The sequence below is a fragment of the Pseudomonas sp. A1230 genome (assembly GCF_044218825.1).
GTDB lineage: Bacteria > Pseudomonadota > Gammaproteobacteria > Pseudomonadales > Pseudomonadaceae > Aquipseudomonas > Aquipseudomonas iridis.
This window is the reverse complement of sequence record NZ_CP162582.1, coordinates 2636101-2662766: the sequence shown is the minus strand read 5'-3', so window position 1 is coordinate 2662766 and position 26666 is coordinate 2636101. Positions and strand designations below refer to the sequence as shown.

The following is a 26666-nucleotide window of genomic DNA, read 5'->3' as shown; positions in this document are numbered from 1 at the left end:
CTGGATGCGGTCGTAAGCGAGCACTGCGCGCCGGCCCGCGACATGTCTGCATTGGGCCTTGCAGGCAGTCTGCGACCGTTCGCAGGGGGCAGGTGTCAATGTTTCGCTACGTTCATCAAATACACCTCATAAGCCTTTGTCACAAAAGACAATGCATGCTCAAATTGGATCGCGGGTTTTGCGCGCTTGGCTATGCTCAATGCTGCGGGTCTGAACCATGGCATCGGACGTACAAACCCGTACAATGCCGGGCTGTTACAAAATATTTGCCGGTTAGCGTGTTTATAGCTGTGTATGTAAAAGCTGCCGCTCAGTGTTAAAAGTAGTCCCAGTTGTGCCCGTCAACTTTTTTACCTGCCTGGATTGGGCAGTTTTTTATCGTCATTCAATAGATGGACGCGCCTCGGGCGCAGGAAAAGTAGCGTTTTGAAGAAATCCACCGAAGCACCAAAAACAGTCGTTCCGCTCTGGCGCCAACAGTTGCACTACCGGCTCAAGGAAGGTGCATTGATCGCCATCGGCGCGCTGTGCCTGTTCCTGATGATGGCTTTGCTGACCTACGGCAAGGACGATCCGGGCTGGAGCCACAACAGCAAGATCGACGACGTGCAGAACTTCGGCGGCCCGGCGGGCTCCTACAGCGCCGACATCCTGTTCATGGTGCTCGGTTACTTCGCCTACATCTTCCCGTTGCTGCTGGCGATCAAGGCCTATCAGATCTTCCGTCAGCGCCACGAGCCATGGCAGTGGAGCGGCTGGCTGTTCTCCTGGCGCCTGATCGGCCTGGTATTTCTTATTCTTTCCGGTGCGGCGCTGGCGCATATCCATTTTCACGCTGCAACCGGTCTGCCGGCCGGTGCCGGTGGTGCGCTGGGCGAGAGCCTCGGCGACCTGGCGAAAAACGCATTCAATATTCAGGGCAGCACGTTGCTGTTCATCGCGCTGTTTCTGTTCGGTCTGACGGTGTTCACTGACCTGTCGTGGTTCAAGGTGATGGACATCACCGGCAAGATCACCCTGGACCTGTTCGAACTTTTCCAGGGCGCGCTAAACCGCTGGTGGTCAGCCCGCACCGAGCGCAAGCAACTGGTTGCGCAACTGCGTGAAGTCGATGACCGCGTACATGATGTGGTCGCACCGACCGTCACCGACAAACGTGAACAGGCCAAGGTCAAGGAACGCCTGATAGAGCGTGAGCAGGCGTTGAGCAAGCACATGTCCGATCGCGAAAAACAGGTGCCACCGGTCATCGCCCCGGCGCCGACCAAAGCGCCCGAGCCGAGCAAGCGCGTGCAGAAAGAGAAACAGGCACCGTTGTTTGTCGACAGCGCAGTGGAAGGCACCTTGCCGCCAATCTCGATCCTCGATCCTGCGGAAAAGAAACAACTCAATTACTCCCCGGAGTCGCTGGCTGCGGTCGGCCACTTGCTGGAGATCAAGCTCAAGGAATTCGGCGTCGAAGTCACCGTAGACTCGATCCATCCGGGTCCGGTGATCACCCGGTACGAAATCCAGCCGGCTGCGGGCGTCAAGGTCAGCCGTATCTCCAACCTGGCAAAAGACCTGGCGCGCTCCCTGGCAGTGACCAGTGTGCGGGTGGTCGAGGTCATTCCGGGCAAGACTACCGTCGGTATCGAGATTCCCAACGAAGACCGGCAGATCGTGCGCTTCTCCGAAGTGTTGTCGACGCCCGAGTACGACAACTTCAAATCGCCGGTCACGCTGGCGCTGGGTCACGACATTGGTGGCAAACCGGTCATCACTGACCTGGCGAAGATGCCGCACTTGCTGGTGGCCGGTACGACCGGTTCCGGTAAGTCCGTGGGTGTGAACGCGATGATCCTGTCGATCCTGTTCAAGTCCGGCCCGGAAGACGCCAAGCTGATCATGATCGACCCGAAGATGCTCGAGCTGTCGATCTACGAAGGCATTCCGCACCTGCTGTGCCCGGTAGTGACCGACATGAAGGACGCCGCCAACGCCCTGCGCTGGAGCGTCGCCGAGATGGAGCGTCGCTACAAGCTGATGGCGAAGATGGGGGTGCGAAACCTGTCCGGCTTCAACGCCAAGGTCAAGGAAGCCCAGGACGCTGGCGAGCCACTGAGCGATCCGCTGTACAAGCGCGAAAGCATTCACGACGAAGCACCGTTGCTGCAGAAGCTGCCGACCATCGTCGTGGTTGTCGACGAATTCGCCGACATGATGATGATCGTCGGCAAGAAGGTTGAAGAGCTGATCGCCCGTATCGCCCAGAAGGCGCGTGCGGCGGGTATTCACTTGATTCTCGCAACACAGCGGCCGTCGGTGGACGTGATCACCGGTCTGATCAAGGCCAACATTCCGACCCGTATGGCGTTCCAGGTGTCGAGCAAGATCGACTCCCGGACCATCATCGATCAGGGCGGTGCCGAACAACTGCTCGGTCACGGTGACATGCTCTACATGCCACCGGGTACCAGTCTGCCGATCCGGGTTCACGGTGCGTTCGTGTCCGACGAAGAAGTCCATCGTGTGGTCGAGGCGTGGAAACTGCGCGGCGCCCCGGAATACAACGACGACATCCTCAACGGTGTCGAAGAGGCGGGCAGCGGCTTTGAAGGCAGCAGCGGTGGTGGCGACGGCGACGATCCTGAAGCAGACGCACTGTATGACGAAGCCGTACAGTTCGTGCTGGAAAGCCGTCGCGCATCGATCTCCGCTGTACAGCGCAAGCTGAAAATCGGCTACAACCGCGCGGCACGGATGATCGAAGCCATGGAAATGGCCGGCGTCGTCACATCAATGAACACCAACGGTTCGCGTGAAGTCCTGGCGCCTGGCCCGGTACGCGACTGATTGCAAAAGCAAGAGGCGGGACAATGATGTGCCGCCGCTCTCCCAACGAGTATTCAAGAGGACTCCCATGCGTCTTATCCGCATGCTGCTGCCAGTACTGGCTCTGACAACACTCACGGCCCACGCCGATGACAAGGACGTGGCGCGTCTGACCCAATTGCTGGAAACATCCAAGACCCTGAGCGCAAACTTCTCGCAGCTGACCCTTGATGGCGGCGGCACGCAGTTGCAGGAAACCACTGGCAACATGACCTTGCAGCGTCCGGGCCTGTTCTACTGGCACACCAATGCGCCGGCCGAGCAGACCATGGTTTCTGACGGCAAGAAAGTCACCCTGTGGGACCCGGATCTTGAGCAGGCGACCATCAAGAAACTCGATGAGCGTCTGACCCAGACCCCGGCGCTGCTACTGTCTGGTGACGTGTCGAAGATCAGCCAGAGCTTCGACATCAGCGCGAAAGAGGCGGGCGGCGTGATCGACTTCACCCTCAAGCCGAAAACCAAGGACACGCTGTTCGACAACCTGCGCCTGTCGTTCCGCAACGGTCTGCTCAACGACATGCAACTGATCGACAGCGTTGGTCAGCGCACCAACATCCTGTTCACCGGGGTGAAGGCCAACGAGCCGGTACCAGCGTCGAAGTTCAAGTTCGATATCCCGAAGGGCGCTGACGTTATCCAGGAATAAACGCTCCCACGGGAGTTGCTGTTCACGCTGAGGTTTCATAGGTAGTGATGGATCTGTTTCGCAGTGCACCGATTGCCCAGCCACTGGCCGCGCGTTTGCGTGCGACCAATCTGGATGAGTACGTCGGTCAGGAGCACTTGCTGGCTCGCGGCAAGCCTCTGCGTGAGGCGCTGGAGCAGGGAGCTCTGCATTCGATGATTTTCTGGGGCCCGCCGGGCGTGGGTAAAACCACGCTGGCGCGTTTGCTCGCGGAAGTCTCGGATGCACACTTCGAAACGGTGTCGGCGGTGCTCGCCGGGGTCAAGGAGATCCGTCAAGCCGTTGAAATCGCCAAGCAGCAGGCCGGCCAGTACGGCAAGCGCACGATTCTGTTCGTCGATGAAGTGCACCGCTTCAACAAGTCCCAGCAGGACGCGTTCCTGCCGTACGTTGAAGACGGCACGCTGATCTTCATCGGCGCCACCACTGAAAACCCTTCGTTTGAACTGAACAACGCGCTGTTGTCGCGGGCCCGCGTTTACGTCCTGAAAAGTCTCGACGAAGCGGCGCTGCGCAAGCTCGTGCATCGCGCGCTGACTGAAGAACGCGGCTTGGGCAAACGTAACCTGACGTTGAACGACGAAGGCTTCCAGATGTTGTTGTCCGCCGCCGATGGCGATGGCCGACGCTTGCTCAACCTTCTGGAAAACGCCTCCGACCTTGCCGAAGACGACAGCGAGATCGGTACCGAGTTGCTGCAAAGCCTGCTCGGCGACACCCGTCGGCGTTTCGACAAGGGGGGCGAGGCGTTCTACGACCAGATTTCCGCGCTGCACAAATCGGTGCGCGGCTCCAATCCCGACGGTGCGCTGTACTGGTTCGCGCGGATGATCGACGGCGGTTGCGATCCGCTGTACCTGGCCCGGCGCGTGGTGCGTATGGCCAGCGAAGACATCGGTAACGCCGACCCACGCGCTCTCAGCCTGTGTCTGGCTGCATGGGAAGTGCAGGAGCGCCTCGGCAGCCCGGAAGGCGAGTTGGCGGTGGCCCAGGCCATCACGTATCTGGCTTGTGCGCCAAAAAGCAACGCGGTGTACATGGGCTTCAAGACCGCGTTGCGTGCTGCCGCCGAAAACGGCTCGCTTGAGGTGCCGCTGCACCTGCGCAACGCGCCGACCAAACTGATGAAGCAACTGGGCTACGGTGACGAATACCGTTATGCCCACGACGAGCCGGACGCTTACGCTGCGGGCGAAGACTATTTTCCGGAAGAGCTTGAGCCGATCCCGTTTTATCAGCCGGTGCCCCGAGGCCTTGAGTTGAAGATCGGCGAAAAGCTCAATCACCTCGCGCAACTCGATCGTTTAAGCCCAAGACAGCGGAGAAAATAGTGATTCCATTGATTATTGCGGTGTCCGCTGGCGGGGTCGCCGGCACGTTGTTGCGCTTCGCTACCGGCAATTGGGTCACCGCCAATTGGCCGCGGCACTTCTATACCGCGACGCTGGCCGTTAATATCGTGGGCTGTCTGCTGATTGGCGTGTTGTACGGCCTGTTTTTGATACGCCCGGAAGTGCCGATCGAGGTACGCGCCGGGTTGATGGTTGGCTTCCTCGGGGGGCTGACGACTTTTTCATCCTTTTCACTGGATACGGTGCGCCTGCTGGAAAGCGGGCAAGTACCGCTGGCCCTGGGCTATGCGGCACTCAGCGTATTCGGCGGGCTGCTCGCAACGTGGGCTGGCCTGTCTTTGACCAAACTTTGATAACGAGAAACCGACATGCTCGATTCCAAACTGTTACGTAGCAACCTTCAGGACGTAGCGGACCGCCTGGCTTCCCGTGGCTATGCCCTGGATACCGCGCGCATCGAAGCGCTGGAAGAACAGCGCAAGACCGTCCAGACCCGCACCGAAGCACTGCAGGCTGAGCGTAACGCGCGTTCCAAATCCATCGGTCAGGCCAAGCAGCGCGGCGAAGACATCGCGCCGTTGATGGCGGACGTCGAGCGCATGGCAGGCGAATTGAGCGCCGGTAAAGTGGAACTGGACGCGATCCAGACCGAACTGGACTCGATCCTGCTCGGCATCCCGAACCTGCCGCACGAATCCGTTCCAGTCGGCAAAGACGAAGACGACAACGTTGAAGTGCGCCGCTGGGGCACGCCGACGGCGTTTGATTTTGAAGTCAAAGACCACGTAGCCCTGGGCGAGAAGTTCGGCTGGCTGGATTTCGAAACCGCCGCCAAGCTGTCCGGCGCACGTTTCGCCCTGTTGCGTGGCCCGATCGCCCGTCTGCACCGCGCACTGGCGCAGTTCATGATCAACCTGCACGTCAACGAGCACGGCTATGAAGAGGCCTACACGCCTTATCTGGTCCAGGCTCCGGCGCTGCAAGGCACTGGTCAACTGCCGAAGTTCGAAGAAGATCTGTTCAAGATCGCCCGCGAAGGCGAAGCCGATCTGTACCTGATCCCGACCGCCGAAGTGTCGCTGACCAACATCGTTGCTGGCGAAATCGTCGATTCGAAACTGCTGCCGATCAAGTTCGTTGCGCACACGCCGTGCTTCCGTAGCGAAGCCGGCGCGTCGGGTCGTGATACCCGCGGCATGATCCGTCAGCACCAGTTCGACAAGGTTGAAATGGTCCAGATCGTTGAGCCGTCCACGTCGATGGATGCGCTGGAAAGCCTGACTGCCAACGCCGAGAAAGTGCTGCAGTTGCTGGGTCTGCCTTACCGCACCCTGGCGCTGTGCACTGGCGACATGGGCTTCAGCGCGGTCAAGACTTACGATCTCGAAGTGTGGATTCCGAGCCAGGACAAGTACCGCGAAATTTCGTCGTGCTCCAACTGCGGCGACTTCCAGGCCCGCCGCATGCAGGCGCGTTTCCGTAACCCGGAAACCGGCAAGCCTGAGCTGGTACACACCCTGAACGGCTCCGGCCTGGCGGTTGGTCGTACTCTCGTTGCCGTGCTGGAAAACTACCAGCAAGCCGACGGTTCGATCCGCGTGCCGGACGTACTGAAGCCGTACATGGGTGGCCTTGAGGTCATCGGTTAAATGAAATATCTGCCGCTGTTTCACAACCTGCGCGGCAGTCGTGTGTTGGTCGTCGGTGGGGGGGAAATTGCCTTGCGCAAATCCCGCCTGCTGGCCGACGCCGGTGCGCTGCTGCGGGTGGTCGCACCTGAAATCGAAACGCAACTGCGTGAACTGGTCGTTGCCAGCGGCGGCGAGTGCCTGTTGCGCGGTTACGCCGAGGCGGATCTGGATGGCTGCGTGCTGATCATCGCCGCCACCGACGACGAAACGCTGAACGCACAGGTCTCCACCGATGCTCATCGGCGTTGCGTGCCGGTCAACGTGGTCGATGCGCCTGCCTTGTGCAGCGTGATCTTCCCGGCCATCGTTGATCGTTCGCCGCTGATCGTCGCGATCTCCAGCGGCGGCGATGCGCCTGTGCTGGCCCGTTTGATCCGCGCCAAGATCGAAACCTGGATTCCGTCCACCTACGGCCAATTGGCCGGTCTGGCGGCGCGTTTCCGCAATCAGGTGAAAAACCTGTTTCCGGATGTGCAGCAGCGTCGCGGGTTCTGGGAAGACGTCTTTCAAGGCCCGATTGCCGATCGGCAACTGGCCGGCCAAGGCACTGAAGCCGAACGTCTGCTGCAAGCCAAGATCGACGGCGAAGCGACCATCACTACCGGTGAGGTGTATCTGGTGGGCGCAGGGCCGGGTGATCCGGATTTGCTGACCTTCAAGGCTTTGCGCCTGATGCAGCAAGCCGATGTGGTGCTGTACGACCGTTTGGTCGCCCCCGCGATTCTTGATCTGTGCCGTCGCGACGCCGAGCGGGTATATGTCGGCAAGCGTCGCGCCGATCATGCTGTGCCGCAAGATCAGATCAATCAGCAACTGGTCGATCTGGCCAAGGCCGGCAAGCGTGTGGTGCGGTTGAAGGGCGGTGATCCGTTTATCTTCGGCCGAGGTGGCGAAGAGATCGAAGAGCTGGCGGCCCATGGCATTCCATTTCAGGTGGTGCCGGGGATTACCGCGGCCAGCGGTTGTGCGGCGTATGCCGGGATTCCGCTGACTCACCGCGATCACGCGCAGTCGGTGCGATTTGTCACCGGCCATTTGAAGGACGGTTCCACCGATCTGCCTTGGGTCGACCTTGTCGCGCCAGCGCAGACGCTCGTGTTCTACATGGGCCTGGTGGGGTTGCCGGTGATCTGCGAGCAACTGATCAAGCATGGTCGCTCGGCGGATACCCCGGCGGCGTTGATTCAGCAGGGCACCACGGTCAATCAGCGGGTCTTTACTGGCACGCTGGCCGATTTGCCGCGTTTGGTGGCGGAGCATGAAGTGCATGCGCCGACATTGGTGATCGTCGGCGAAGTGGTGCAGCTGCGCGAGAAACTGGCGTGGTTTGAGGGGGCTCAGGCGCAGGTCTGAACACCGAGTCGCCCCAATCGCTGGCAAGCCAGCTCCCACAGGTCTTGTGTTGAAGCTGCATTCTCCAGCATCACCCCTGACCTCAGGTTTTGGAGTGATGCTCAGTCTCCTGCATCACGAAAATCCCTGTGGGAGCTGGCTTGCCAGCGATGGGGCCCTCCAAGCCTCTACAAATGTCAGCCCCGGCGCCAAACCTCTTTCCCACCCAACCGCGCCCGGTCATGGGCCACAGTGAAATCCTGCTCCGGCCCCTTCGGCACAACCCCTGTCGGGTTAATCGTCTTGTGGCTGCCGTAGTAGTGATTCTTGATGTGCTGAAAATCCACCGTCTCGGCGATCCCCGGCCATTGATACAGCTCACGCAGCCAGTTCGACAGATTCGGGTAATCGGCGATCCGTCGCAGGTTGCACTTGAAGTGGCCGTGATACACCGCATCGAAGCGGATCATCGTGGTAAACAGACGAACATCAGCTTCAGTCAGGTATTCACCCGACAGATAACGATTGGCATCCAGTACCTGTTCCAGGTGATCCAGTTCGGCAAACACCTCATCGAACGCCTCTTCATAAGCCTGTTGCGAGGTGGCGAACCCGGCGCGATACACGCCGTTGTTGACTGCCGGATAAATCCGCTCGTTCAAGGCATCGATCTCGCTACGCAGCGGGGCCGGGTAGAAGTCCAGATCATTGCCGGTCAGATCATCGAACGCGCTGTTGAACATGCGGATGATCTCTGCCGATTCATTGCTGACGATGCGTTTGAGTTTTTTGTCCCACAGTACCGGCACGGTGACGCGCCCGGTGTAGTCCGGCGTATCGGCGGTGTAGCGTTGGTGCATGAAGTCGAAGTGATCGAGCTTGTCGCCGGTCGAGCCGAGCGCGGTGTCGAAGGTCCAGCCGTTTTCCAGCATCAGCCAACTGACCACGGAAACGTCGATCAGGTTTTCTAGGCCTTTGAGTTTGCGCAGGATCAGCGTGCGATGTGCCCACGGACAGGCGAGCGAAACGTAGAGATGATAGCGCCCGGCCTCGGCCGCAAAGCCGCCTTCACCGCTCGGGCCTGGCTGGCCGTCAGCAGTGACCCAGTTGCGCCGTTGCGCTTGTTCGCGCTGGAACGCGCCGTCCTTGCTGCTTTCGTACCACTTGTCCTGCCAGCGGCCATCAACGAGTAAACCCATGATCAAGACTCCGTAAACCAATAAACGTTGGAGTCGAGTCTATTCCGATGAGTTCGAACAAAAAGCGCAAAGATCGGGCGCGAATGATCGGTTAAATCGATTTGTCCCGCGCCGCCCAGAATTGCTCGGCCGTTTCGAATGCCTGCTCACGGGGCTGGCCGAGACCGCGTAACGCCAACGCCATGGTCGAAATCAGGGCCATTTGCGGATAGCTGTCCACCACATCGCCGCGCCATACGGCTTTCAGGTGCTCAACGTCCAGCGAGGCCGGTTTGACGTGGCGTTGCGCCGACAATTGCGGCCATTCCTCGTCCCAGCTCTCGCCACCCGTGGTGCCGTAGAGATGGCTGTCGGCATCCGGGTTGATTTCTATCTCACCGCCATCACCCTTGACCACAATCGCCGTGTCGCCGAGCAGGCCGCTGGCGTCGCGGTGCACGGCTTGATAACCGGGGTGGAAGATACTTTGCAGACCGCAGCGCGCGCCCAGAGGATTGAGAATCCGCGCCAGCGAGTGGATCGGCGAGCGCAGGCCCAGGGTATTACGCAAATCGATCATCTTCTGCAATTGCGGCGCCCAGTCCACCAGCGGCATGAACGCCAGACCGCCGTTGTCCAGCGCCGTACCGACTTGCTGCCAGTTGCGGCACAACGCAATACCCAGTTCGCCCAGCAGTTGCTCGCTGTACAGACGCCCGGCAGTGTGCGCGCCACCACCATGCATGAAGATGCGCACGCCGTTCTGCGCCAGGCACTTGGCCGCCAGCAGATACCACGGCAGATGCCGCTTCTTGCCCGCGTAGGTTGGCCAGTCCAGATCGACATTCAAGGCTGGTGCCTGCAGACGCTCACGCAGCGCTTCGGTAAAACCGGCCATTTCCTCGGCGCTTTCTTCCTTGTGCCGCAGCAACATCAGAAAAGCGCCGAGTTGGGTGTCTTCGACCTTGTCGTCGAGCACCATGCCCATTGCTTCCCGGGCCTCGACGCGAGTCAGGTCGCGAGCGCCGCGCTTGCCCTTGCCAAGGATTCGCACGAACTGGGCGAATGGATGCTCGGCGGGCGTTTCGAGGGTCAGCGCTGGATAATCGGTCATAGGCAATTCGTCGGTTTGGGCAGGCCCGCCAGTTTTGCGGCGAGTTTGGCAGGGGTGCCTTTGAACAGTCGGTTCAGGTGCAGGCTGTTGCCTTTGTCCACGCCGAGCTTCAGCGCGGTGTACTTGATCAGCGGCCGCGTGGCCGGGGACAGCTGGAATTCTTCATAGAAGCTGCGCAGCAGCTCGAGGACTTCCCAGTGTTCGGGGGTCAACTCGATGTCTTCGGCGGCGGCGAGGGCACTGGCGACGTCGTGTGACCAGTCGCTGAGGTCAACGAGGAAGCCGTCCTTGTCCAGTTCGATGGCGCGGGCGCCGACGGTCATGGAATTCATAGCCAACTGTTGACCTTGTCGTGGTGGATCGACAGCTCGACGAAGGCCGGATAATCGATGGCTTTGGCCCAGTCCGGGGCTTCGATGGCGCGAGCCTCCATATCTTCGGCCAGAACGAATAATTTGATTTGGCGGCTTTGCAGTTCGGTAAACGGCGCGGTACCCGGTTGCAACGCATAGACCGCATCACCGGACAACAGCAAAGCGTCGGCACTGCCGATGACACGCAGGCAACTCGTCAGACGATCATCGCCGAACGGAGAATGAGACAACACATGCAAAGTCGACATCAGAGGGTGATCACTTGGTCGTAACGGTCAATAAGGGCGGTGATTTGCTCGGCGGCGAGCGGTGCTGCTTCGTCCAGCGAGAATTCGCCAAGGCCGCGAGCGCTGGCACTGTCGGCGCAATAGAACAGTTCTTCGACGCCAAACATCGGCAACGCTTGCAGGTTGGCACTCAGGTCTTTCTGTTGCACAGCCCTGGCGTTTTGCCCCGCGGCCAGTTGCAGCACGCCGTCATCGAGAAACAACAGGCCGATCGGCAGATCGAAAGCGCCGCCGGCCAGCACGATGTCCAGCGCTTCGCGGGCAGCAGGGCCGGACCACGGCGACTGGCGGCTGATGATCAACAAGGATTTGGCCATCTCACGCACCTCCGAAGCAGATCAAGCGGTCGGCGTCTTGCACCGCGTCATGCAACTGACCGAGGCCGGACAATTCCCAAGGTGTGCTGACGGATACGGCATCTCGCTGATAGCGTTGGGCCTCTTCGGCATTCAGCACCCCGCGGCGCAAGGCTGCGGCGATGCACACCACGCCATCGAGTTGTCGCTCGCTGATGAATGCACGCCATTGTTTGGGCAGGTCGAGTTCGTCCTGCGGCGTGACCACCGCGTCGGAGGCGTTGTAGACGCCGTCCTGGTAGAAAAACAGCCGGACAATCTCATGCCCGCCGGCCAATGCAGCCTGCGCAAACAGCAGGGCTCGGCGCGAGGAGGGCGCATGGGCGGCGGAAAACAGCGCAATGGCGAACTTCATGACGGACTCGATCAGCAAAACTGCGGGCATGATAAAGCTTTATCGGGGTATCCGCGAAATCCAGGTTATGCATATAACCCTGTGGGAGCGAGCTTGCTCGCGAAAGCGTCTTGTCGGGCGCCGAGATGTTGAATGTGAAGGACCCTTCGCGAGCAAGCTCGCTCCCACAGGGATAGGTGTCAGGCATCAGTCAACGGGGCATGTAGCCTAATTGCCAGCGTCGGGGAATTGTCAGGGATAGCAACCCCACCACTGCCGCCAGCAAACCGCTGACGAACATCGCCCTGAGTCCCAAATGGTGTTCCAGTACCGCCCCAAGAATCGCGCCGATAAACATCCCGCTCCACGGCACCAACTGCACCCGCCAACCACCACGGCGTTCGCCGAGCATCCAGCGACCCAGTCCTCGTCCGAATCGCGACAGCGCGCCGGTCACGTAGGTCAGCCCGACTGGAAGGCCGTTCACTTCCTCGACCGCGGCGTTAAGCATGCCCATCGCGACGATTGCCGCCAGCAGCGCCGGCAGTTGTGCATCAATTGGTAACGCTGCCGCCATGCAGAGCAGGGTGGCGATGCACAGCAGCAAGGGTAGCGTGCGCCGCCCGCCAAGCCGTGCAACCACCACGCCCAGGGCATTACCGATGACAAACGTGGCTACCAGGATGACCAGGCGTAACGTCAGCCCCATGTCGCCATCACTGATCGCCACGGCCAGGCGTGTGGTATTGCCGCTCATGAACGAGACGAAATCGCCGCTGGCCATAAAGCCGATTGCATCCGTCATCCCGGCCAGCACCGACAGGCTGGCGACCAGCGCGAGACCCACACGACCGCGCCATTTCTGCTTGTGCAGATGGCCGGGACTGGCACGGTGGGTCGAGGTTGAGGGCAGCATCGGTGCGGATATCCTTGAGCAATGATTACGGTTCTATGCCATACAGATCGCAGTATTCCAGCCACTCCATCCCGGCCATTTCCGCGACTTCGCGATGCACTTCCAGACGTTGCGCCTGATACTCTTCAGGCGTTTCGGCCGTCAGTTGCAAGGTCAGTTCCCAGGCAAACAAGCCTCGACTTTCCGCCTCGGCCTCAAACGCCTCATGCAGGCGTTCCTCGCGATACTGCGCCTGGGTTTCACCTTTGGCCCGGGCCAGCAATGGATTGAGATGGTCGAGGGTTTCGCGCAAGTCGGGGTGCGCGTCGAGAAACAGTTTCAGAGCATGTTCATGTCGCTGGTCGGTAGGCGCCATGTGTTTTCCTTGTGAGGCTGATGACCTTAGGTTGCCGCAGCTGCCCGCGCGTGTCGCGCTATAAATGCAGTAAAGCAGAACGATTCCTGCTGCTGCGGTGATACAGTCCGCTTTTTTGTGAATGAGCGAATGCAATGCGAATTCTGATGGTGGCGTTGGCCGCGACGGTGCTGGCCGGTTGCGCGGGTTCGGTGATGGACAATGCCCGCACCCAAACCCCAAACAAGGTTCTGACCTCGAACAAACCCGAAAAAATCGTGGCCCAGTGCGTGCAATTCGCCTGGCAGGACGAAGCCGTGTTCGGCGTCGATGCCGGGGCTTATCTGCAGCCGGGCAAGAAGGGCGGTTCGACGGTGTACACGCGTTCGGCGGAGTCGTTTGTCGATGTGAGTACGGATGCCTCCGGTACGGTGTTGAATTACTTCGCGCAGAAGGATGATTTTGTCGCCAAGCGACGGTTGGCGGCGTTGGCGACTTGTCTTTAAGGTCAGTCAGTTGCCCTATGCGGTGACATCAATGGCTCCATCGCGGGCAGGCCCGCTCCCACAGGCTTTATGAGCGACACATTCACTGTGGCAGCGAGCTTGCCCGCGATGGGGCCAGTCGACTCAACCCATCAAGCGCTTCTGGAAATAATGCCGTCTATGCCCCGGCGGATAGTCAACGATCTCCCCGAACTGGCTGAACCCAAGTTTCTTGTAGAACTCTGGCGCCTGAAAACTGAAAGTGTCCAGCCAGATGCCCAGGCAGTTCTTTTCCTTCGCCATCGATTCGGCCATGGTCATCAGCTCCGAGCCGACTCCCTGCCCCCGACCCTGCTCCGGGACTGACAGCAATTCAATGTACATCCACTGAAAAATCACCCGACCATACAATCCGCCGAGAATCGCGTCGTGCTCATCGCGCACCATCAGGGCGAAGGGCTCCGATTTCGAGCCACCTGTCTGGGCGTCGTTGTAGGCGATCAAGGGCTGGAGAATGGCCTGACGTTGCTCCTCCGTAGGGTTTTGCGACAACTCGATGCGCAAGTTCATGCAGGACTTCCTTGTGGTGTGAGCCCCCAGCCTATCCTGCGCGAGGGGTGTCTTCCAAGTCCCTGTTCAACCCCGTGGAACCGTCGCTCCCGCGTTGCGGTCTAGCTTTGACAGCGTCATTTCAGAACGCGGTTGATGAGGACCCCCCATGAATATTTTCGAAGCCCTTCGTGAAAGCCATGATCGCCAGCGCAGCTACGCCGAAAACCTGATCAAAACCAGTGGCGATACCCCTGAAAGAGCAGAGGCCTACAAGCAGCTCAAGGCCGAGTTGCAAGCCCACGAAACTGCCGAGGAACGCCACTTCTATATCCCGCTGATGGCGTTCGACAACGGTGTTGACCTTAGCCGGCACGCCATCGCCGAACACCATGAAATGGACGAAATGATGGAAGAGCTGGACGAGACCGAGATGTCCAGCCCGGCATGGCTGGCGACCGCTAAAAAGCTGTCGGACAAGGTCCATCACCACCTCAAGGAAGAGGAGCAGAAGTTCTTCCAGATGGCCGGCAAGTTACTCAGCGAAAAGCAGAAAGAACAGTTGGCCGGGGAATACGAAAAGGAGTTCAACGCTCAGTTAGGCTGAGTTGAGCATGGCGACTTTTGCAGCGTCGGCGTGTAGTCCTTTTGCCATAAGCGAGGTGGGCTTTTTCTTAGGGTGCTGTATATCCATACAGTATTTACTGGTGTTTTGAGCGCGGCTGACGATGAGTGCGACAAAACCGCCGATGGACAAAAAAATCACCTCCGTTAGCTTGAAGGCCTCTCCTCGGGAAGGAGAGTTCTTTAATCAACGGAGTGAAAAACATGAATCAAGCAAACCCTGAAACCCCACTGCGACATGGTCGTGTCACCTCCCCAGCAAGCCGTGGCTCGGTCGTGATTGATCTAGGGCTGCTGGGCGACTGGCAGGTCAATGAAATGGAAGGCGGCAAGAACTTTCCGGCGCTGGTTGCCGGACCGTTTCCGCCACCCTACGAAACCGACACCGCCAGTGTCGCCCCGCCCGCAGACGGCTACATTCTCAGCGGCGGCAAGACTGATGCGCGCGATTGCGTGAACTTCACCCAGGAGGAAATGAGCAAGAAACTCAATCGTCCATTCACGTGGCCGCTGCTCAATGTCACCCCGGGTCAGATCCTCGAGATCAAATGGGCATACACCGCGCCGCACACCACTCGTGGCTATCGCTGGCTGATCACCAAGGACGGCTGGGACCCGAAGCAACGCATCACCCGCGCGCAACTCGAAGCACAACCGTTCTTTGAGGACTTCTACACTCAGGTGCCTTACTACAGTCATTCGGCAGAGCTCAAAGCCAAGGTCAACCACACGGTGAAACTGCCGGCGAGCAAGAAAGGCCATCACGTCATCGTACTGATGTGGATCGTTGCCAACACCGGTAACGCCTTCTATCAGGCGTTCGACGTCGACTTCAAATAACGGCGCAGTGTCGTCAAATTCACAGGTTCTGAAGGATTAGAACATGTCAGATATCGATTTCTCATTGATGCAAAACGCAGCGAGTGATGCGGCTTCGCTGATGCCGGGCATTGCCGGCAAAAAAATCCTCATGGGCTTTTGGCACAACTGGCCAGCGGGCCTGAGCGACGGTTATCGGCAAGGCCGGTTTGCCAGCATCGCTCTGGAGGATGTACCCAGGGAATACAACGTGGTCGCGGTGGCCTTCATGAAGGGCAGCGGTATTCCGACCTTCAAGCCGTTCAACGTCTCCGATGCCGAGTTCCGCCGTCAGGTCGGCGTGCTTAACAGTGAGGGGCGGGCGGTGCTGATTTCTCTCGGTGGCGCCGATGCACACATCGAACTGCATAGCGGTCAGGAGCAACCGCTGGCCAATGAAATTATCCGCTTGGTGGAAACTTATGGCTTTGACGGGCTGGACATCGATCTTGAACAGAGCGCGATTGATTTCGCCGCCAACAAGACCGTCCTGCCGGCCGCGCTCAAACTGGTCAAGGATCACTACGCAGGCCAGGGCAAGCATTTCATCATCAGCATGGCCCCGGAGTTTCCGTACCTGACCACCAACGGCAAGTACGTCGGCTATTTGCAGGCACTGGAAGGCTACTACGACTTCATCGCACCGCAGTTTTACAACCAGGGCGGCGACGGGGTCTGGGTGCCGGAGGCCAATAACGGTGCCGGCGCGTGGATCGCGCAGAACAACGATGTGCTGAAAGAGGACTTCCTCTATTACCTGACTGAAAGTCTGGTGACGGGCACTCGAGGTTTTACCAGGATTGCCGCGGATAAATTCGTCATCGGTCTACCGGCCAACGTCGATGCCGCCGCCACCGGTTATGTCATCGACAAGACTGTGGTGGGCAATGTGCTCAAGCGGCTGGCAATCAAGGGGCATCCTATCAAGGGATTGATGACCTGGTCGGTGAACTGGGACAACGGCACCAATAAGGATCGCGTGCCGTATGACTGGGAGTTCAGTCAGCGTTACGGGCCGTTGATTCACGGCGCCCGATTGACCGGGCAGGAGATCGAAGAGACGGTTGCGTATTCCGCTCTTTAGCTGCAAATAAACAAGCCCGGTAGCGCTGCCGGGCTTTTTTTGTTGGCGCGATTATTCGACCATGGCAGCCTTACGATGGAAAAAGGATCAGACGTCATGACCGACACAGCCGAGCGGGTCAACATTGTCGACACTCAGGTGTTGTCCCACGATTGGTATCTGCTGAAGAAAATCACCTTCGACTACCAACGCAATAATGGTGAGTGGCAGCGTCAGACGCGCGAGGTGTATGACCGCGGTAATGGCGCTGCCATTTTGCTGTTCAACCGACAGAAGCGCTCTGTGGTGCTGACCCGGCAGTTCCGCTTGCCGGTGTTCGTCAACGGCCATGACGGTCTGCTGATCGAAGTGGCGGCAGGCTTGCTGGAGGGGGCCGCCCCGGAACAGCGGATTCGCGATGAGGCCGAGGAAGAAACCGGCTATCGCGTACATGACGTGAAGAAGGTATTCGAGGCCTACATGAGCCCCGGTTCGGTGACCGAGAAACTGCACTTCTTTATTGCCGAGTACGACTCGGCTTTAAAGGTCAGTGACGGTGGCGGTCTGGAAGAAGAAACCGAAGAGCTGGAAGTGCTGGAGTGGTCATTCGATGAAGCGCTGGCAGCCTTCCATCGGGGTGAGATCTGCGATGCCAAGACCATCATGCTGCTGCAATACGCGGCGATGAATAACCTGTTCAACCTGTAAAGCAACGGCCGCAGCCTTCGGTGTTCCCTTTAGGAGCTGCCGCAGGCTGCGATCTTTTGATCTTTCTGCGCGTACTAAAATAAATCTCCCGTTTGACCCGCTCCCGACCAATCACCACCCTCGAGCCTCAACAACCGCTCCTTCGCCTCAAGCCCCCCGGCAAACCCGGTCAATTTCCCGGACGCGCCAATCACTCGGTGACACGGCGCAACAATCGAAATCGGGTTACGCCCATTCGCTGCGCCCACTGCCCGTACGGCGGTGGGTTTGCCGATCTGTTGGGCAATCTGGCTATAGGTGCGGGTCTCTCCGAACGGAATGGTCAGCAACGCCGCCCAGACCTGTTTCTGAAAATCCGTGCCGACAAAATCCAGCTCCAGCTCGAAGCAATTGCGTGTCCCGGCAAAATACTCTTCCAGTTGCCGAGCGGTTTTCAGCAGGACCGGATTGTCCGGTGCTTCAGTCATCGGTCCAAGACGCACGCGGTTCGGTCGGTCGTTTTCCCAGAGGATGGCCGCCAGTCGCGAGCCTTTCGCGACCAGCTTCAGCTCGCCAACCAGCGAGGGCAGGGTGATGAAGGTAAACGACATGCGAGCAAACTCCGATTCGGTGCGGCGACGGCGCCCAGCATACTGGTTGAACAGGGAGGCGCAAAACGCAAACCCGACCATACTGCTTCTTGCTCTTGACGCGTTCCCCTCTGTTTTGCACAGACCCTGAAAACAAAAAAGAGATCGACTCATGAAGTACGAACCTTTGGCCAAATCGCTGATAGCGACCACGCTGGCACTCAGCTGTCTCATGGCTCACGCCGCCTCGGTGGCACCGGTTGCCGCGGAAAACGGCATGGTGGTCACCGCGCAACATCTGGCCACGCATGTCGGTGTCGACGTGTTGAAAAGCGGTGGTAACGCCGTGGATGCGGCGGTCGCGGTAGGTTATGCGCTGGCGGTGGTCTATCCCGCTGCGGGCAACCTCGGTGGCGGCGGTTTCATGACCATTCAGTTGGCAGACGGACGCAAAACCTTCCTCGACTTCCGCGAAAAAGCGCCGCTGGCGGCGACCGCCGATATGTACCTCGACAAGGAAGGCAACGTCATCCCTGAACTGAGTACACGCGGCCATTTGGCCGTCGGCGTGCCGGGCACTGTGTCTGGTATGGAGCTGGCGCTGAGCAAGTACGGTACCAAGCAGCGCAAGGAAATGATTGCCCCCGCAATCAAACTGGCTGAAGACGGTTTTGAGCTGGAGCAAGGCGACGTCGAGTTGCTGGAGTACGCCACCGACGTGTTCAAGAAGGACATGCGCGATTCCGGCTCGATCTTCCTCAGCAACGGCGAGCCGATGCAGGTCGGCCAGAAACTGGTGCAGAAAGACCTCGGCAAAACCCTGCGAACCATTTCCGAAAAGGGCGCTGACGGTTTCTATAAAGGCTGGGTGGCCGACGCCATCGTGACCTCCAGCCAAGCGAACAAGGGCATCATCACCCAGGCCGACCTCGACAAATACAAGACCCGCGAACTGGCCCCGGTGGAGTGCGATTACCGTGGCTATCACGTGGTCTCGGCGCCGCCGCCAAGCTCTGGTGGCGTGGTGATCTGCCAGATCATGAATATTCTCGAAGGTTATCCGATGAAGGACCTGGGCTTCCATTCGGCCCAGGGGATGCACTATCAGATCGAAGCGATGCGTCACGCGTATGTTGATCGCAACAGCTATCTGGGCGATCCGGATTTCGTCAAGAACCCGATCGAGCACCTGCTGGACAAGAACTACGCAACCAAACTGCGTGACGCCATCCAGCCGCAAAAGGCCGGTGTCTCCGCCGAACTGAAACCCGGCACAGCACCCCATGAGGGCAGCAACACCACTCACTATTCGATCGTCGACAAGTGGGGCAACGCGGTCTCGGTCACCTACACGCTCAACGACTGGTTCGGTGCCGGTGTGATGGCGAGCAAGACTGGCGTGATCCTCAATGACGAGATGGACGACTTCACCTCGAAAGTCGGCGTGCCGAACATGTACGGCCTGGTGCAGGGCGAAGCCAATGCCATCGCTCCGGGCAAGGCGCCGCTGTCATCGATGAGTCCGACCATCGTCACCAAGGATGGCAAAGTGGTCATGGTGGTCGGGACGCCGGGCGGCAGCCGCATCATCACCGCGACTTTGCTGACCATGCTCAACGTCATCGACTACGGCATGGGCTTGCAGGAGGCGGTCGATGCGCCGCGTTTCCATCAGCAATGGATGCCGGCAGAAACCAACCTCGAAGACTTCGCCGCCAGCCCCGACACGAAGAAGATTCTCGAGAGCTGGGGCCACAAGTTCGCCGGGCCGCAGGACGCCAACCATATCGCCGCGATTCTGGTTGGCGCACCGTCGCTGGGCGGTAAACCGGTCGGCAAAAACCGCTTCTACGGCGCCAATGATCCACGGCGCAATACAGGGTTGTCATTGGGTTACTGAGAGGCGTAAAAAGGGGGCGGACTCACGTCCGTCCCTGTCTCAAGGACTGATCAAGGAAGGCTCATCATGACCACCGCATTACTGATCATCGACGTCCAGCGCGCTCTGTGCTCGGGCGAATACCAATGCCACGACATCCACCGCGTGATCGACACCATCAACAACCTCAGCAACCGCGCGCGCAAGGCTGGGGTGCCGGTTGTGTTGATTCAGCATGAAGAAAAGGACAGTCCACTGGCCCACGGTGCCGAAGGCTGGCAATTGGCGGAAGGGCTTGAGACGGCCCCGAAAGATCTGCGCGTTCGCAAAACCACCAGGGATTCGTTTTACCAGACCGATCTGCGCAAACTGCTGCCGAGCGAAGATTTCGAGCGTTTGGTGATCTGCGGTCTGCAAACCGATTACTGCGTCAATGCCACCGTGCGCCAGGCCCATCAATTGGGTTACGACGTGGTGCTGGCGGCCGACGCCCATTCCACCGTCGACAACGGCAACATGAGCGCCGAAGACATTATTGGCGAGCACAACAAGGATCTGGCGCACCTGACCGGCTCGGTGGCGCGGATCGATGTAAAACCCGCCGCACAAATCCATTTCCAGCCGTAATCAATGTGGGAGCTGGCTTGCCAGCGATGACAGAGTGTCAGCAAATAAATCAGTGTGCTGACACCGCTCAGCCCTTCAGTTGGGACGCGACCTGGCCCCAGCTTCACGCCCATCAACGGCGTGCTGGAGATCTCGCAAGTCGGGGCCGGTGTCTATTGCAGGCCTGGAATGAACGCATGAAAAACCCCCATGATTGCCCCGTGGATTTTATGCCCTGACCCCAACGGCCTGAGCGGCAGCATCCAGCCTCTTCGATTTGCGGCACTGCTGAGCGGAATATTTTTCACGAATTGCCCATTTCAGTCTTTCCTCCGACGAGCACTCTCTCTAGAATCCGCCCGGCTTCCGTGATGGAGGCGCATTGCCATCATCTGGCACTGTTCACAAAGGGACGGACATCATGCAATTCGGGAAAATTCTGGCGCTGGGCCTGGTGCTTACGCTGGGCGGTTGTGCCAGTTTCACCAAAGACGAAGTGGCGCCGGTGACAATGCCGTCGATGGCCAACTACGCCAACAAGCCAAACGTTTATGTCGATTTCGACTTCTACATGGGCGAGCCAAAAAGCGCTTCTGCCGTAGAAGTGCCGCAGGGGCGCGATCAACTCAAGCCGCAACTGCAGAAAATCCTCACTGATTCAGGCTTGTTTGGCCGTGTCACCCTGGACGAATTCCAGAAGCAGCCGGGCGACTACAATCTGCGCCTGAAGGTCTACAACCATCCGCCTAATGCAGGCTCGATGGTGCTGGCGTTCATCAGCGGTTTCAGCATGATGGTGATCCCGGCTTACGGCACCGATCAGTACACCATGAGCCTGGAGGCCGTGGATGGACAAGGTCAGGCACTGACGACCGCGAGCAATCACGATGCGGTCGGCACCTGGATTGGCATCTGGTTTATCCCGCTGATGGGCAACACGACGAATAAGGCGGTGACCGATACGTTCACTCGTCAGGTCAACGCGCTGCTCAAACAAGTGGTCGAGAGCAACAGCCTGAAGTACTCGGCACTTGAAACCCGCATCCCGCGGGCCTGAAGCCAAAAAAAGAGCCGCAATTGCGGCTCTTTTTTTAACGGTTACTTCAGCGCCTGGATGAACTGCGGATCGCTGTACAGTTCCTTCAGCAAGTCACGCAACATTGGGTTGTAAGCATTAACCGCGTTCGGGATCGCAATGAAACCGAAGAAGCTGCTGGCCCACTGGCTGCTGACAGTCTTGGTCGCGTCGTACACCACGTCGTTGCCGTTGAGCAGGGTGAAGCGCGCAGCAAGATCACCATCGCCAGTACCCATGCCGGCGGTCATCTGGTTTTTCACCACCAGCACTTTCAACTGACGCTGGGCCTGCGGGTCGAGCAGGCCGGCCTTGCGCAGTTCTTCGGTGATCGCGTCCTGGATGTGCGCCGGGATGCTGCCGGACGGCGAGCGGATCGGGTTGGCGCGAACCATCAGCGAGCCTTCACCGGTTTCGGCAGTGACTTGAGGGTTGCTGATCGCGTGCAACGGCGGGGTTTGCTTGAGCTTCTGGACGTTTTCATAGCTCGGCTCGTAACGCAGCATGGTCATGCCACAGCCTTGCAGTAACAGCGCCAACATCGGGATCAACAACAGCGACTTCTTCACGGCAGTTCCTTGCGTGGAAATATGAGGGCGCGAATTATGGGCAGAGTGCCATCATTGAGCAACCGGTTCGTGAGAGCGGCTGAAACACTGTTCGTGGCTTCGTATCAGCCTCGCGCCATAAGCAATTTCTCGATCTGCGCCAATTCCCAGGTACTGAGCAGACTCACCGGATCGGTGCCGAAGCGCTGCCAGCTATCGAGCGCACCTTCATCGCCATCGCAGTTGCGGGCGTATTCACAGTGATGCAACCGTTCGCCTTCAAAATCCAGCACAAGGCGCCAGCCGTCGATATCCACCGTGACCAGTCCGGCCTCGGTGCGTGCCTCGCAGCTGAACGTCAGTACGCCCAGCGCGGCCTCGCGCAGTCGCTGGCAAACCTCACGGGCGCTCAGAAATGCAGACATGTTTGGACTCGATGCGTACAGGAGCGCGCCAGCATAAGGCGTGAGTTGCAATGTGTCAGCGTATTGCTGGATCGATGTCGGACAATTCCGTAACATCCGCAACCCTCTTTATTCGCTGCACTCTTTTCAGCAACTCCGCGGCCGTGCACGGCGGCCGCTCAGTCAGGTATGCCATGAAACCGATACGTCTGCGCGCCGATGTCCTGGCCGGACTCACCACCTCGTTTGCCCTGTTGCCCGAATGTATTGCGTTCGCGCTGGTGGCCCACCTCAATCCGCTGATGGGCCTTTATGGCGCTTTCATCATTTGTACGCTGACGGCATTGTTCGGCGGTCGCCCGGGGATGGTCTCCGGTGCGGCGGGGTCGATGGCGGTGGTGATTGTGGCGCTGGTGGTGCAGCACGGCGTGCAATATCTACTGGCGACCGTGTTGCTGGGCGGGTTGATCATGATGGTGTTCGGGCTGCTACGCCTGGGCAAACTGGTGCGCATGGTGCCGCATCCGGTGATGCTCGGCTTCGTCAACGGCCTGGCGATCATCATTGCGATGGCGCAACTGGAGCATTTCAAAAACGGTGAAGACTGGCTCAGCGGTACGCCGCTGTACCTGATGACCGGGCTGGTGGCGCTGACCATGGCCATCGTCTACATCCTGCCGCGCCTGACCCGCGCAGTGCCGCCGGCGCTGGTGGCGATTCTCGGCGTGGGCCTGCTGGTTTATCTGTTCGGCCTGCCGACCCGCACTCTCGGCGACATGGCGCACATTGCCGGTGGCTTGCCGACCTTCGCCTTGCCGGACATTCCGTGGAATATGCAAACCCTGGGCATCATCGCGCCGTACGCGATCCTGATGGCGCTGGTCGGTTTGCTGGAAACCCTGCTGACGCTGAACCTTACCGACGAAATCACCGAAACCCGTGGCTACCCGGATCGCGAGTGCGTGGCGCTCGGCGCGGCGAACATGGTCTCGGGCGCGTTTGGCGGCATGGGTGGTTGCGCGATGATTGGCCAGACCGTGATCAACCTCAGTTCCGGTGGTCGCGGGCGTTTGTCGGGCATCGTCGCGGGCGTGTTGATTCTGCTGTTTATCCTGTTTCTGTCGCCCCTGATCGAGCGTATTCCGCTGGCGGCACTGGTCGGCGTGATGTTTGTGGTGTCGCAGCAGACCTTTGCCTGGGCGTCGTTACGGGTGGTGAACAAAGTGCCGCTCAACGATGTGTTGGTGATCATCGCCGTGACCACTATCACCGTGTTCACCGATCTGGCCACGGCCGTGCTGTGCGGCATCATCATCGCTGCGCTGAATTTTGCCTGGCAGCAGGCTCGTGAGTTGTATGCCGATGAGCATCTGGAAGCTGACGGCAGCAAACTTTATCGACTGCACGGCACACTGTTCTTCGCCTCGACCACGCCGTTCCTCAACCGCTTTGATCCGGCCAATGACCCGGCGCGGGTTACGCTCGATTGTCAGCATTTGAGTTTTGTCGATTACTCGGCCATCGCCGCGCTGAAAACCCTGCGCGAGCGTTACGCCAAGGCGGGTAAGCATTTGCAGGTGTTTCATTTGTCGGAGCGCTGCAAGAAATTGCTCAAGCGCGCTGGTGTTGATCACGATTGAGGGGGCATATCCGTTGCTGCTGTGATGGCTTGTTGCGGTTCCGCCCTTACGGCGGGTCACTTTGGCAAACGCCGGAGTGCCGGCCCAGCCCAAAGTAACCAAAGGTCTTTGCCCTGACGTCCGGCCCGACGGGCCTTCGAGATCAAGAGCTGCACTCGAGCTAACGCTCATTGTGTTGAGTGGTGAAGAGCGACTCGGGTCGGTGTGTTGCTTTGATTTGCTTTTCTTTGGGAATGATCGACTCAAACTCGCGGCCCAGCCGCGATACCTTGTGGGAGCTGGCTTGCCAGCGATGAGGCCGGCACAGTCAATATTGATGTTGACTGACCCACCGCCATCGCTGGCAAGCCAGCTCCCACAGGGTTTTGTGTGTGGCCAGGTTTAGATCGCCGGGAAATCGATATCGGTCAGCGCCACGTTGTTCAGGTAGTTGGTCAGCGTTTGCACGGCGACCAGTGCGATCACTTCAATGATTTTCACGTCGTCGATACCGGCAGCGCGGGCGGCGGCGATTTGTTCGTCGCTCAAGTGGCCGCGGCTTTGCGTGAGTTGCTGGGCGAGGGCTGCGTAGGCGTTGAGTTCGCCTTCACGTGCCGCGACGATGTCCTGCGCCGACAGTCCGGCCTTGCCGGCAAACAGGGTGTGCGCCGCCAGGCAATAATCGCAACCGTTGACCTGTGACGTGGCGAGGTAGACGGCTTCTTTCTCCTTGGCGCTCAATGAGGTTTTACCGAGGATGGCCGAGGCTTGTACGTAGGTCTCAAGCGCTACGGGCGCCTTGGCCAGGGTGGTGAAAAGATTGGGCAGGAAGCCGATTTTCTTTTTCACGCCTTCCAGTACCGGGCGGGTGGTGTCGGTGGCGGATTCGAGGCTGATGGCGTTGATGCGGCTCATGGTGATTCTCCGAAGATCCTGTGCGAAGTGCACCGGCGATGGAGGTGATGTTAATCAGCGCTATTGGTGCTTTGGCGTCAAATCGTCGAGGATATGCGGCAGATCGTCCAGATATTCGCTCGGGAGTTGCCCATGGATCGCCTTTCCACGTTGCTCAGCCATTTCGCTGTGCATGCCGGTACGTTTCACAGCGGCGACTTTTGCGGCGTCAGTGTTCATGAGGGTGAGCCGAGTGGGCACGTGCATCTGTTGCAGGCGGGTGAATTGCTGCTCAAGCCTGGCAATGAACGCGAGATCCGCCTCGATCAGCCGTCGCTGATTTTCTTCCCTCGACCCTTCGCCCATCGCATGATTGCCGACGCGTCCATGGAGACCAGACTGGTCTGCGCAACGCTGACGTTTGACGGCGGTTCGGGTAATGCATTGGCGGCGGCGCTGCCGGATTATCTGGTGCTCGAACTCACCGATATTCCAGAGTTGAGCAGCACCCTGGAGTGGCTGTTCAAGGAAGCCTTCGAAGGTCATTGCGGACGTGTGGCGGTGATGGATCGGTTGTTCGAGTTGTTGGTGATCCTGCTGTTGCGCCACCTCATCAGTAATCGTGATCAAGCCCCCGGAATGATGGCCGGCCTGGCCGATCCGCGCCTGTCCCGCGCCTTGAACCTGATGCATGAACAGCCCGAAAAGCCCTGGAGCGTGGCCGATCTGGCGACGGCTGCCAACCTGTCTCGCGCTGGATTTGCCGAGCAGTTTCACCGTGTTGTCGGGCAGACACCGGGCGATTACCTGCTGAGCTGGCGGGTCAGTCTGGCGCAGAAACGTCTGCGCGAAGGCCGGCCGATTGCGTTGATCGCCGAAGAGGTCGGCTACGAAAGTCCTTCGGCGCTGGCCCGCGCTTTTCGCCGCAAGACGGGGCTCAGTCCTCGGGAGTGGAAGGCTGGGATTTGAGGGTTATTTGGCGAACTTCTTCGCCCCGGCGACACACAAAATAACTCCCAATGTCACCGCAAGCATGCCGATGCTGACCTGTTCATGCAGCAACGTCGCCGCCAGCGCCAGCCCGAAAAACGGTTGCAGCAGCTGCAACTGCCCAACCGCCGCGATGCCGCCCTGCGCCAGTCCGCGATACCAGAACACGAATCCGATCAACATGCTGAACAGCGACACATAGGCCAGACACAGCCACGCCGACAGGCTGATGTTGCTGAACGAGGCGGGCGCCAGCCACAGACTCAGCAACGCCATCGGCGGCAGGGACAAAACCAGCGCCCAGCAGATCACCTGCCAGCCGCCGAGGGTGCGCGACAGCTTGGCGCCTTCAGCGTAACCGAGGCCGCAGACCAGAATCGCTGCGAGCATCAACAAATCACCCGTGGGCGAAGCAGTCAGTCCCTGGGACAGCGCGAATCCAACCACCAGAGCGCTGCCCAGAATCGAGAAGACCCAAAACACCGGTCGCGGACGCTCACCACCGCGCAGCACGCCGAAAATCGCCGTGGCCAGTGGCAGCAATCCTACGAAAACAATCGAATGCGCTGACGTCACGTGCTGCAACGCCAACGCGGTCAGCAGCGGAAAACCCAGCACCACGCCCATCGCGACAATGAACAGCGAGAGCCACTGACTGCGCGCCGGACGCCGCTCGCGAAATAGCCACAACAATCCCAACGCCAATACCCCGGCGATGGCCGCACGCACCACGGTAAGAAACACCGGGTCGAACTCCAGCACCGCCAGGCGCGTGGCCGGCAGCGAGCCGCTGAAGATCACCACGCCGATAAAACCGTTGATCCAGCCGCTGGTTTTTTCCAGTGCCGGGTTACCCAGGTTCGAAGTCCGTTCCATACGAGGTCGCGCTCAAAGGTGGGGTTGCGTGGGTTTAATCCTAGGGGCGAGAATCAGGACAATCAAAAAATTGTCATGGATACATCCTC

29 protein-coding genes and 1 pseudogene are annotated in these 26666 nt (G+C 59.2%); 16 read left to right on the top strand and 14 right to left on the bottom strand.

The features are described 5' to 3' along the window. The first annotated feature begins 426 nt into the window (after positions 1-426). The 6 genes from AB4P97_RS12580 (at position 427) to cysG (ending at position 7958) form a co-directional block, all read left to right on the top strand. Positions 427-2835, top strand: a complete 2409-nt coding sequence (locus tag AB4P97_RS12580; RefSeq protein ID WP_395602763.1) for a DNA translocase FtsK — start codon at positions 427-429, stop codon at positions 2833-2835. Positions 2836-2902: 67 nt separating this feature from the next. Continuing rightward, on the top strand, positions 2903-3523 hold the full coding sequence (gene lolA, locus AB4P97_RS12575; RefSeq protein ID WP_042559849.1) for an outer membrane lipoprotein chaperone LolA: 621 nt from the start codon (positions 2903-2905) through the stop codon (positions 3521-3523). A 47-nt stretch (positions 3524-3570) separates the two neighbouring features. Continuing rightward, positions 3571-4893, top strand: a complete 1323-nt coding sequence (locus tag AB4P97_RS12570; protein WP_042559848.1) for a replication-associated recombination protein A — start codon at positions 3571-3573, stop codon at positions 4891-4893. Beyond that, positions 4893-5267 carry a fluoride efflux transporter CrcB gene (gene crcB, locus AB4P97_RS12565; protein WP_042559847.1) on the top strand — a complete coding sequence of 125 codons (375 nt, stop codon included), beginning with the start codon at positions 4893-4895 and terminating at the stop codon, positions 5265-5267. The genes AB4P97_RS12570 and crcB overlap by 1 nt, the downstream gene beginning before the upstream one ends. Positions 5268-5282: 15 nt before the next feature. Next, positions 5283-6563, top strand: a complete 1281-nt coding sequence (gene serS, locus AB4P97_RS12560; protein ID WP_395602762.1) for a serine--tRNA ligase — start codon at positions 5283-5285, stop codon at positions 6561-6563. Further along, on the top strand, positions 6564-7958 hold the full coding sequence (gene cysG, locus AB4P97_RS12555; RefSeq protein WP_042559845.1) for a siroheme synthase CysG: 1395 nt from the start codon (positions 6564-6566) through the stop codon (positions 7956-7958). It begins immediately after the preceding gene. 176 nt (positions 7959-8134) lie between these two features. Here cysG and AB4P97_RS12550 read toward each other — a convergent pair whose 3' ends face one another. The 8 genes from AB4P97_RS12550 to AB4P97_RS12515 form a co-directional block, all read right to left on the bottom strand. Further along, entirely contained in the window at positions 8135-9136 is a 1002-nt protein-coding gene (locus tag AB4P97_RS12550; RefSeq protein WP_115147408.1) for a glutathione S-transferase family protein, read from the bottom strand. A gap of 91 nt (positions 9137-9227) precedes the next feature. Continuing rightward, positions 9228-10229 carry a glycosyl transferase family protein gene (locus tag AB4P97_RS12545; RefSeq protein ID WP_042559843.1) on the bottom strand — a complete coding sequence of 334 codons (1002 nt, stop codon included), beginning with the start codon at positions 10227-10229 and terminating at the stop codon, positions 9228-9230. After that, positions 10226-10561 carry a TusE/DsrC/DsvC family sulfur relay protein gene (locus AB4P97_RS12540; RefSeq protein ID WP_042559842.1) on the bottom strand — a complete coding sequence of 112 codons (336 nt, stop codon included), beginning with the start codon at positions 10559-10561 and terminating at the stop codon, positions 10226-10228. Before AB4P97_RS12540 ends, AB4P97_RS12545 begins: the two co-directional genes overlap by 4 nt. Next, positions 10558-10851: a sulfurtransferase complex subunit TusB gene (gene tusB / locus AB4P97_RS12535; RefSeq protein ID WP_115147405.1), complete on the bottom strand. Its 294-nt coding sequence runs from the start codon at positions 10849-10851 to the stop codon at positions 10558-10560. The genes AB4P97_RS12540 and tusB overlap by 4 nt, the downstream gene beginning before the upstream one ends. After that, complete coding sequence (tusC, locus tag AB4P97_RS12530) at positions 10851-11207, bottom strand: sulfurtransferase complex subunit TusC (protein WP_042559840.1); 357 nt, start codon at positions 11205-11207, stop codon at positions 10851-10853. The genes tusB and tusC overlap by 1 nt, the downstream gene beginning before the upstream one ends. A 1-nt stretch (position 11208) precedes the next feature. After that, positions 11209-11601: a sulfurtransferase complex subunit TusD gene (gene tusD / locus AB4P97_RS12525; protein ID WP_047302092.1), complete on the bottom strand. Its 393-nt coding sequence runs from the start codon at positions 11599-11601 to the stop codon at positions 11209-11211. A 190-nt stretch (positions 11602-11791) separates the two neighbouring features. After that, the gene (locus AB4P97_RS12520) at positions 11792-12496 is read right to left on the bottom strand and encodes a YoaK family protein (RefSeq protein ID WP_210703131.1); all 705 of its coding nucleotides are present in this window, start codon (positions 12494-12496) and stop codon (positions 11792-11794) included. 25 nt (positions 12497-12521) lie between these two features. Beyond that, positions 12522-12851, bottom strand: coding sequence for a DUF6388 family protein (locus AB4P97_RS12515; RefSeq protein WP_395602761.1), 330 nt, complete (start codon positions 12849-12851; stop codon positions 12522-12524). Positions 12852-12985: 134 nt separating this feature from the next. Between AB4P97_RS12515 and AB4P97_RS12510 the strand changes: the two genes are divergently transcribed. Then, positions 12986-13336 carry a hypothetical protein gene (locus tag AB4P97_RS12510; protein WP_115147404.1) on the top strand — a complete coding sequence of 117 codons (351 nt, stop codon included), beginning with the start codon at positions 12986-12988 and terminating at the stop codon, positions 13334-13336. 123 nt (positions 13337-13459) lie between these two features. Here AB4P97_RS12510 and AB4P97_RS12505 read toward each other — a convergent pair whose 3' ends face one another. After that, positions 13460-13885, bottom strand: coding sequence for an N-acetyltransferase (locus tag AB4P97_RS12505; RefSeq protein WP_042559836.1), 426 nt, complete (start codon positions 13883-13885; stop codon positions 13460-13462). Between the two features lie 148 nt (positions 13886-14033). Here AB4P97_RS12505 and AB4P97_RS12500 point away from each other — a divergent pair, with 148 nt between their 5' ends. The 4 genes and pseudogenes from AB4P97_RS12500 (at position 14034) to AB4P97_RS12485 (ending at position 17117) form a co-directional block, all read left to right on the top strand. Then, positions 14034-14471 (top strand): hemerythrin domain-containing protein, encoded by a 438-nt coding sequence (locus tag AB4P97_RS12500; protein ID WP_042559835.1) that lies wholly within the window; start codon positions 14034-14036, stop codon positions 14469-14471. Between the two features lie 221 nt (positions 14472-14692). After that, positions 14693-15328, top strand: a complete 636-nt coding sequence (locus AB4P97_RS12495; protein WP_395602760.1) for a lytic polysaccharide monooxygenase auxiliary activity family 9 protein — start codon at positions 14693-14695, stop codon at positions 15326-15328. Positions 15329-15371: 43 nt separating this feature from the next. Then, a pseudogene (locus AB4P97_RS12490) lies at positions 15372-16373 on the top strand (chitinase); the annotation flags it as partial. Between the two features lie 153 nt (positions 16374-16526). Next, positions 16527-17117: an NUDIX domain-containing protein gene (locus AB4P97_RS12485; RefSeq protein ID WP_395602759.1), complete on the top strand. Its 591-nt coding sequence runs from the start codon at positions 16527-16529 to the stop codon at positions 17115-17117. Between the two features lie 74 nt (positions 17118-17191). On the opposite strand, the gene AB4P97_RS12480 is transcribed toward AB4P97_RS12485, so the two are convergent. Then, entirely contained in the window at positions 17192-17707 is a 516-nt protein-coding gene (locus AB4P97_RS12480; protein ID WP_395602940.1) for a methylated-DNA--[protein]-cysteine S-methyltransferase, read from the bottom strand. 151 nt (positions 17708-17858) lie between these two features. On the opposite strand from AB4P97_RS12480, the gene ggt reads away from it, so the two are divergent. From ggt to AB4P97_RS12465, 3 genes are all read left to right on the top strand, one after another. Continuing rightward, positions 17859-19586, top strand: a complete 1728-nt coding sequence (ggt, locus tag AB4P97_RS12475) for a gamma-glutamyltransferase (RefSeq protein ID WP_395602758.1) — start codon at positions 17859-17861, stop codon at positions 19584-19586. Positions 19587-19652: 66 nt separating this feature from the next. Beyond that, positions 19653-20192, top strand: coding sequence for a cysteine hydrolase family protein (locus tag AB4P97_RS12470; RefSeq protein ID WP_042559830.1), 540 nt, complete (start codon positions 19653-19655; stop codon positions 20190-20192). Between the two features lie 400 nt (positions 20193-20592). Further along, positions 20593-21228 carry a hypothetical protein gene (locus AB4P97_RS12465; RefSeq protein ID WP_042559829.1) on the top strand — a complete coding sequence of 212 codons (636 nt, stop codon included), beginning with the start codon at positions 20593-20595 and terminating at the stop codon, positions 21226-21228. 41 nt (positions 21229-21269) lie between these two features. Here AB4P97_RS12465 and AB4P97_RS12460 read toward each other — a convergent pair whose 3' ends face one another. Together AB4P97_RS12460 and AB4P97_RS12455 are read right to left on the bottom strand one after the other, a co-directional pair. Further along, entirely contained in the window at positions 21270-21815 is a 546-nt protein-coding gene (locus AB4P97_RS12460; protein WP_042559828.1) for a hypothetical protein, read from the bottom strand. Positions 21816-21919: 104 nt separating this feature from the next. After that, positions 21920-22219 carry a hypothetical protein gene (locus AB4P97_RS12455; protein WP_200611694.1) on the bottom strand — a complete coding sequence of 100 codons (300 nt, stop codon included), beginning with the start codon at positions 22217-22219 and terminating at the stop codon, positions 21920-21922. A 173-nt stretch (positions 22220-22392) separates the two neighbouring features. Between AB4P97_RS12455 and AB4P97_RS12450 the strand changes: the two genes are divergently transcribed. Then, the gene (locus AB4P97_RS12450) at positions 22393-23838 is read left to right on the top strand and encodes a SulP family inorganic anion transporter (RefSeq protein WP_115147401.1); all 1446 of its coding nucleotides are present in this window, start codon (positions 22393-22395) and stop codon (positions 23836-23838) included. A 381-nt stretch (positions 23839-24219) separates the two neighbouring features. Here the strand turns inward: AB4P97_RS12450 and AB4P97_RS12445 are convergent, their stop codons facing one another. Beyond that, entirely contained in the window at positions 24220-24732 is a 513-nt protein-coding gene (locus AB4P97_RS12445; protein ID WP_150592279.1) for a carboxymuconolactone decarboxylase family protein, read from the bottom strand. Positions 24733-24864: 132 nt separating this feature from the next. On the opposite strand from AB4P97_RS12445, the gene AB4P97_RS12440 reads away from it, so the two are divergent. Next, positions 24865-25680 carry an AraC family transcriptional regulator gene (locus AB4P97_RS12440; RefSeq protein ID WP_042559824.1) on the top strand — a complete coding sequence of 272 codons (816 nt, stop codon included), beginning with the start codon at positions 24865-24867 and terminating at the stop codon, positions 25678-25680. A gap of 3 nt (positions 25681-25683) precedes the next feature. Here the strand turns inward: AB4P97_RS12440 and AB4P97_RS12435 are convergent, their stop codons facing one another. Then, positions 25684-26577 carry a DMT family transporter gene (locus AB4P97_RS12435; protein WP_395602757.1) on the bottom strand — a complete coding sequence of 298 codons (894 nt, stop codon included), beginning with the start codon at positions 26575-26577 and terminating at the stop codon, positions 25684-25686. Between the last annotated feature and the right edge of the window lie 89 nt (positions 26578-26666).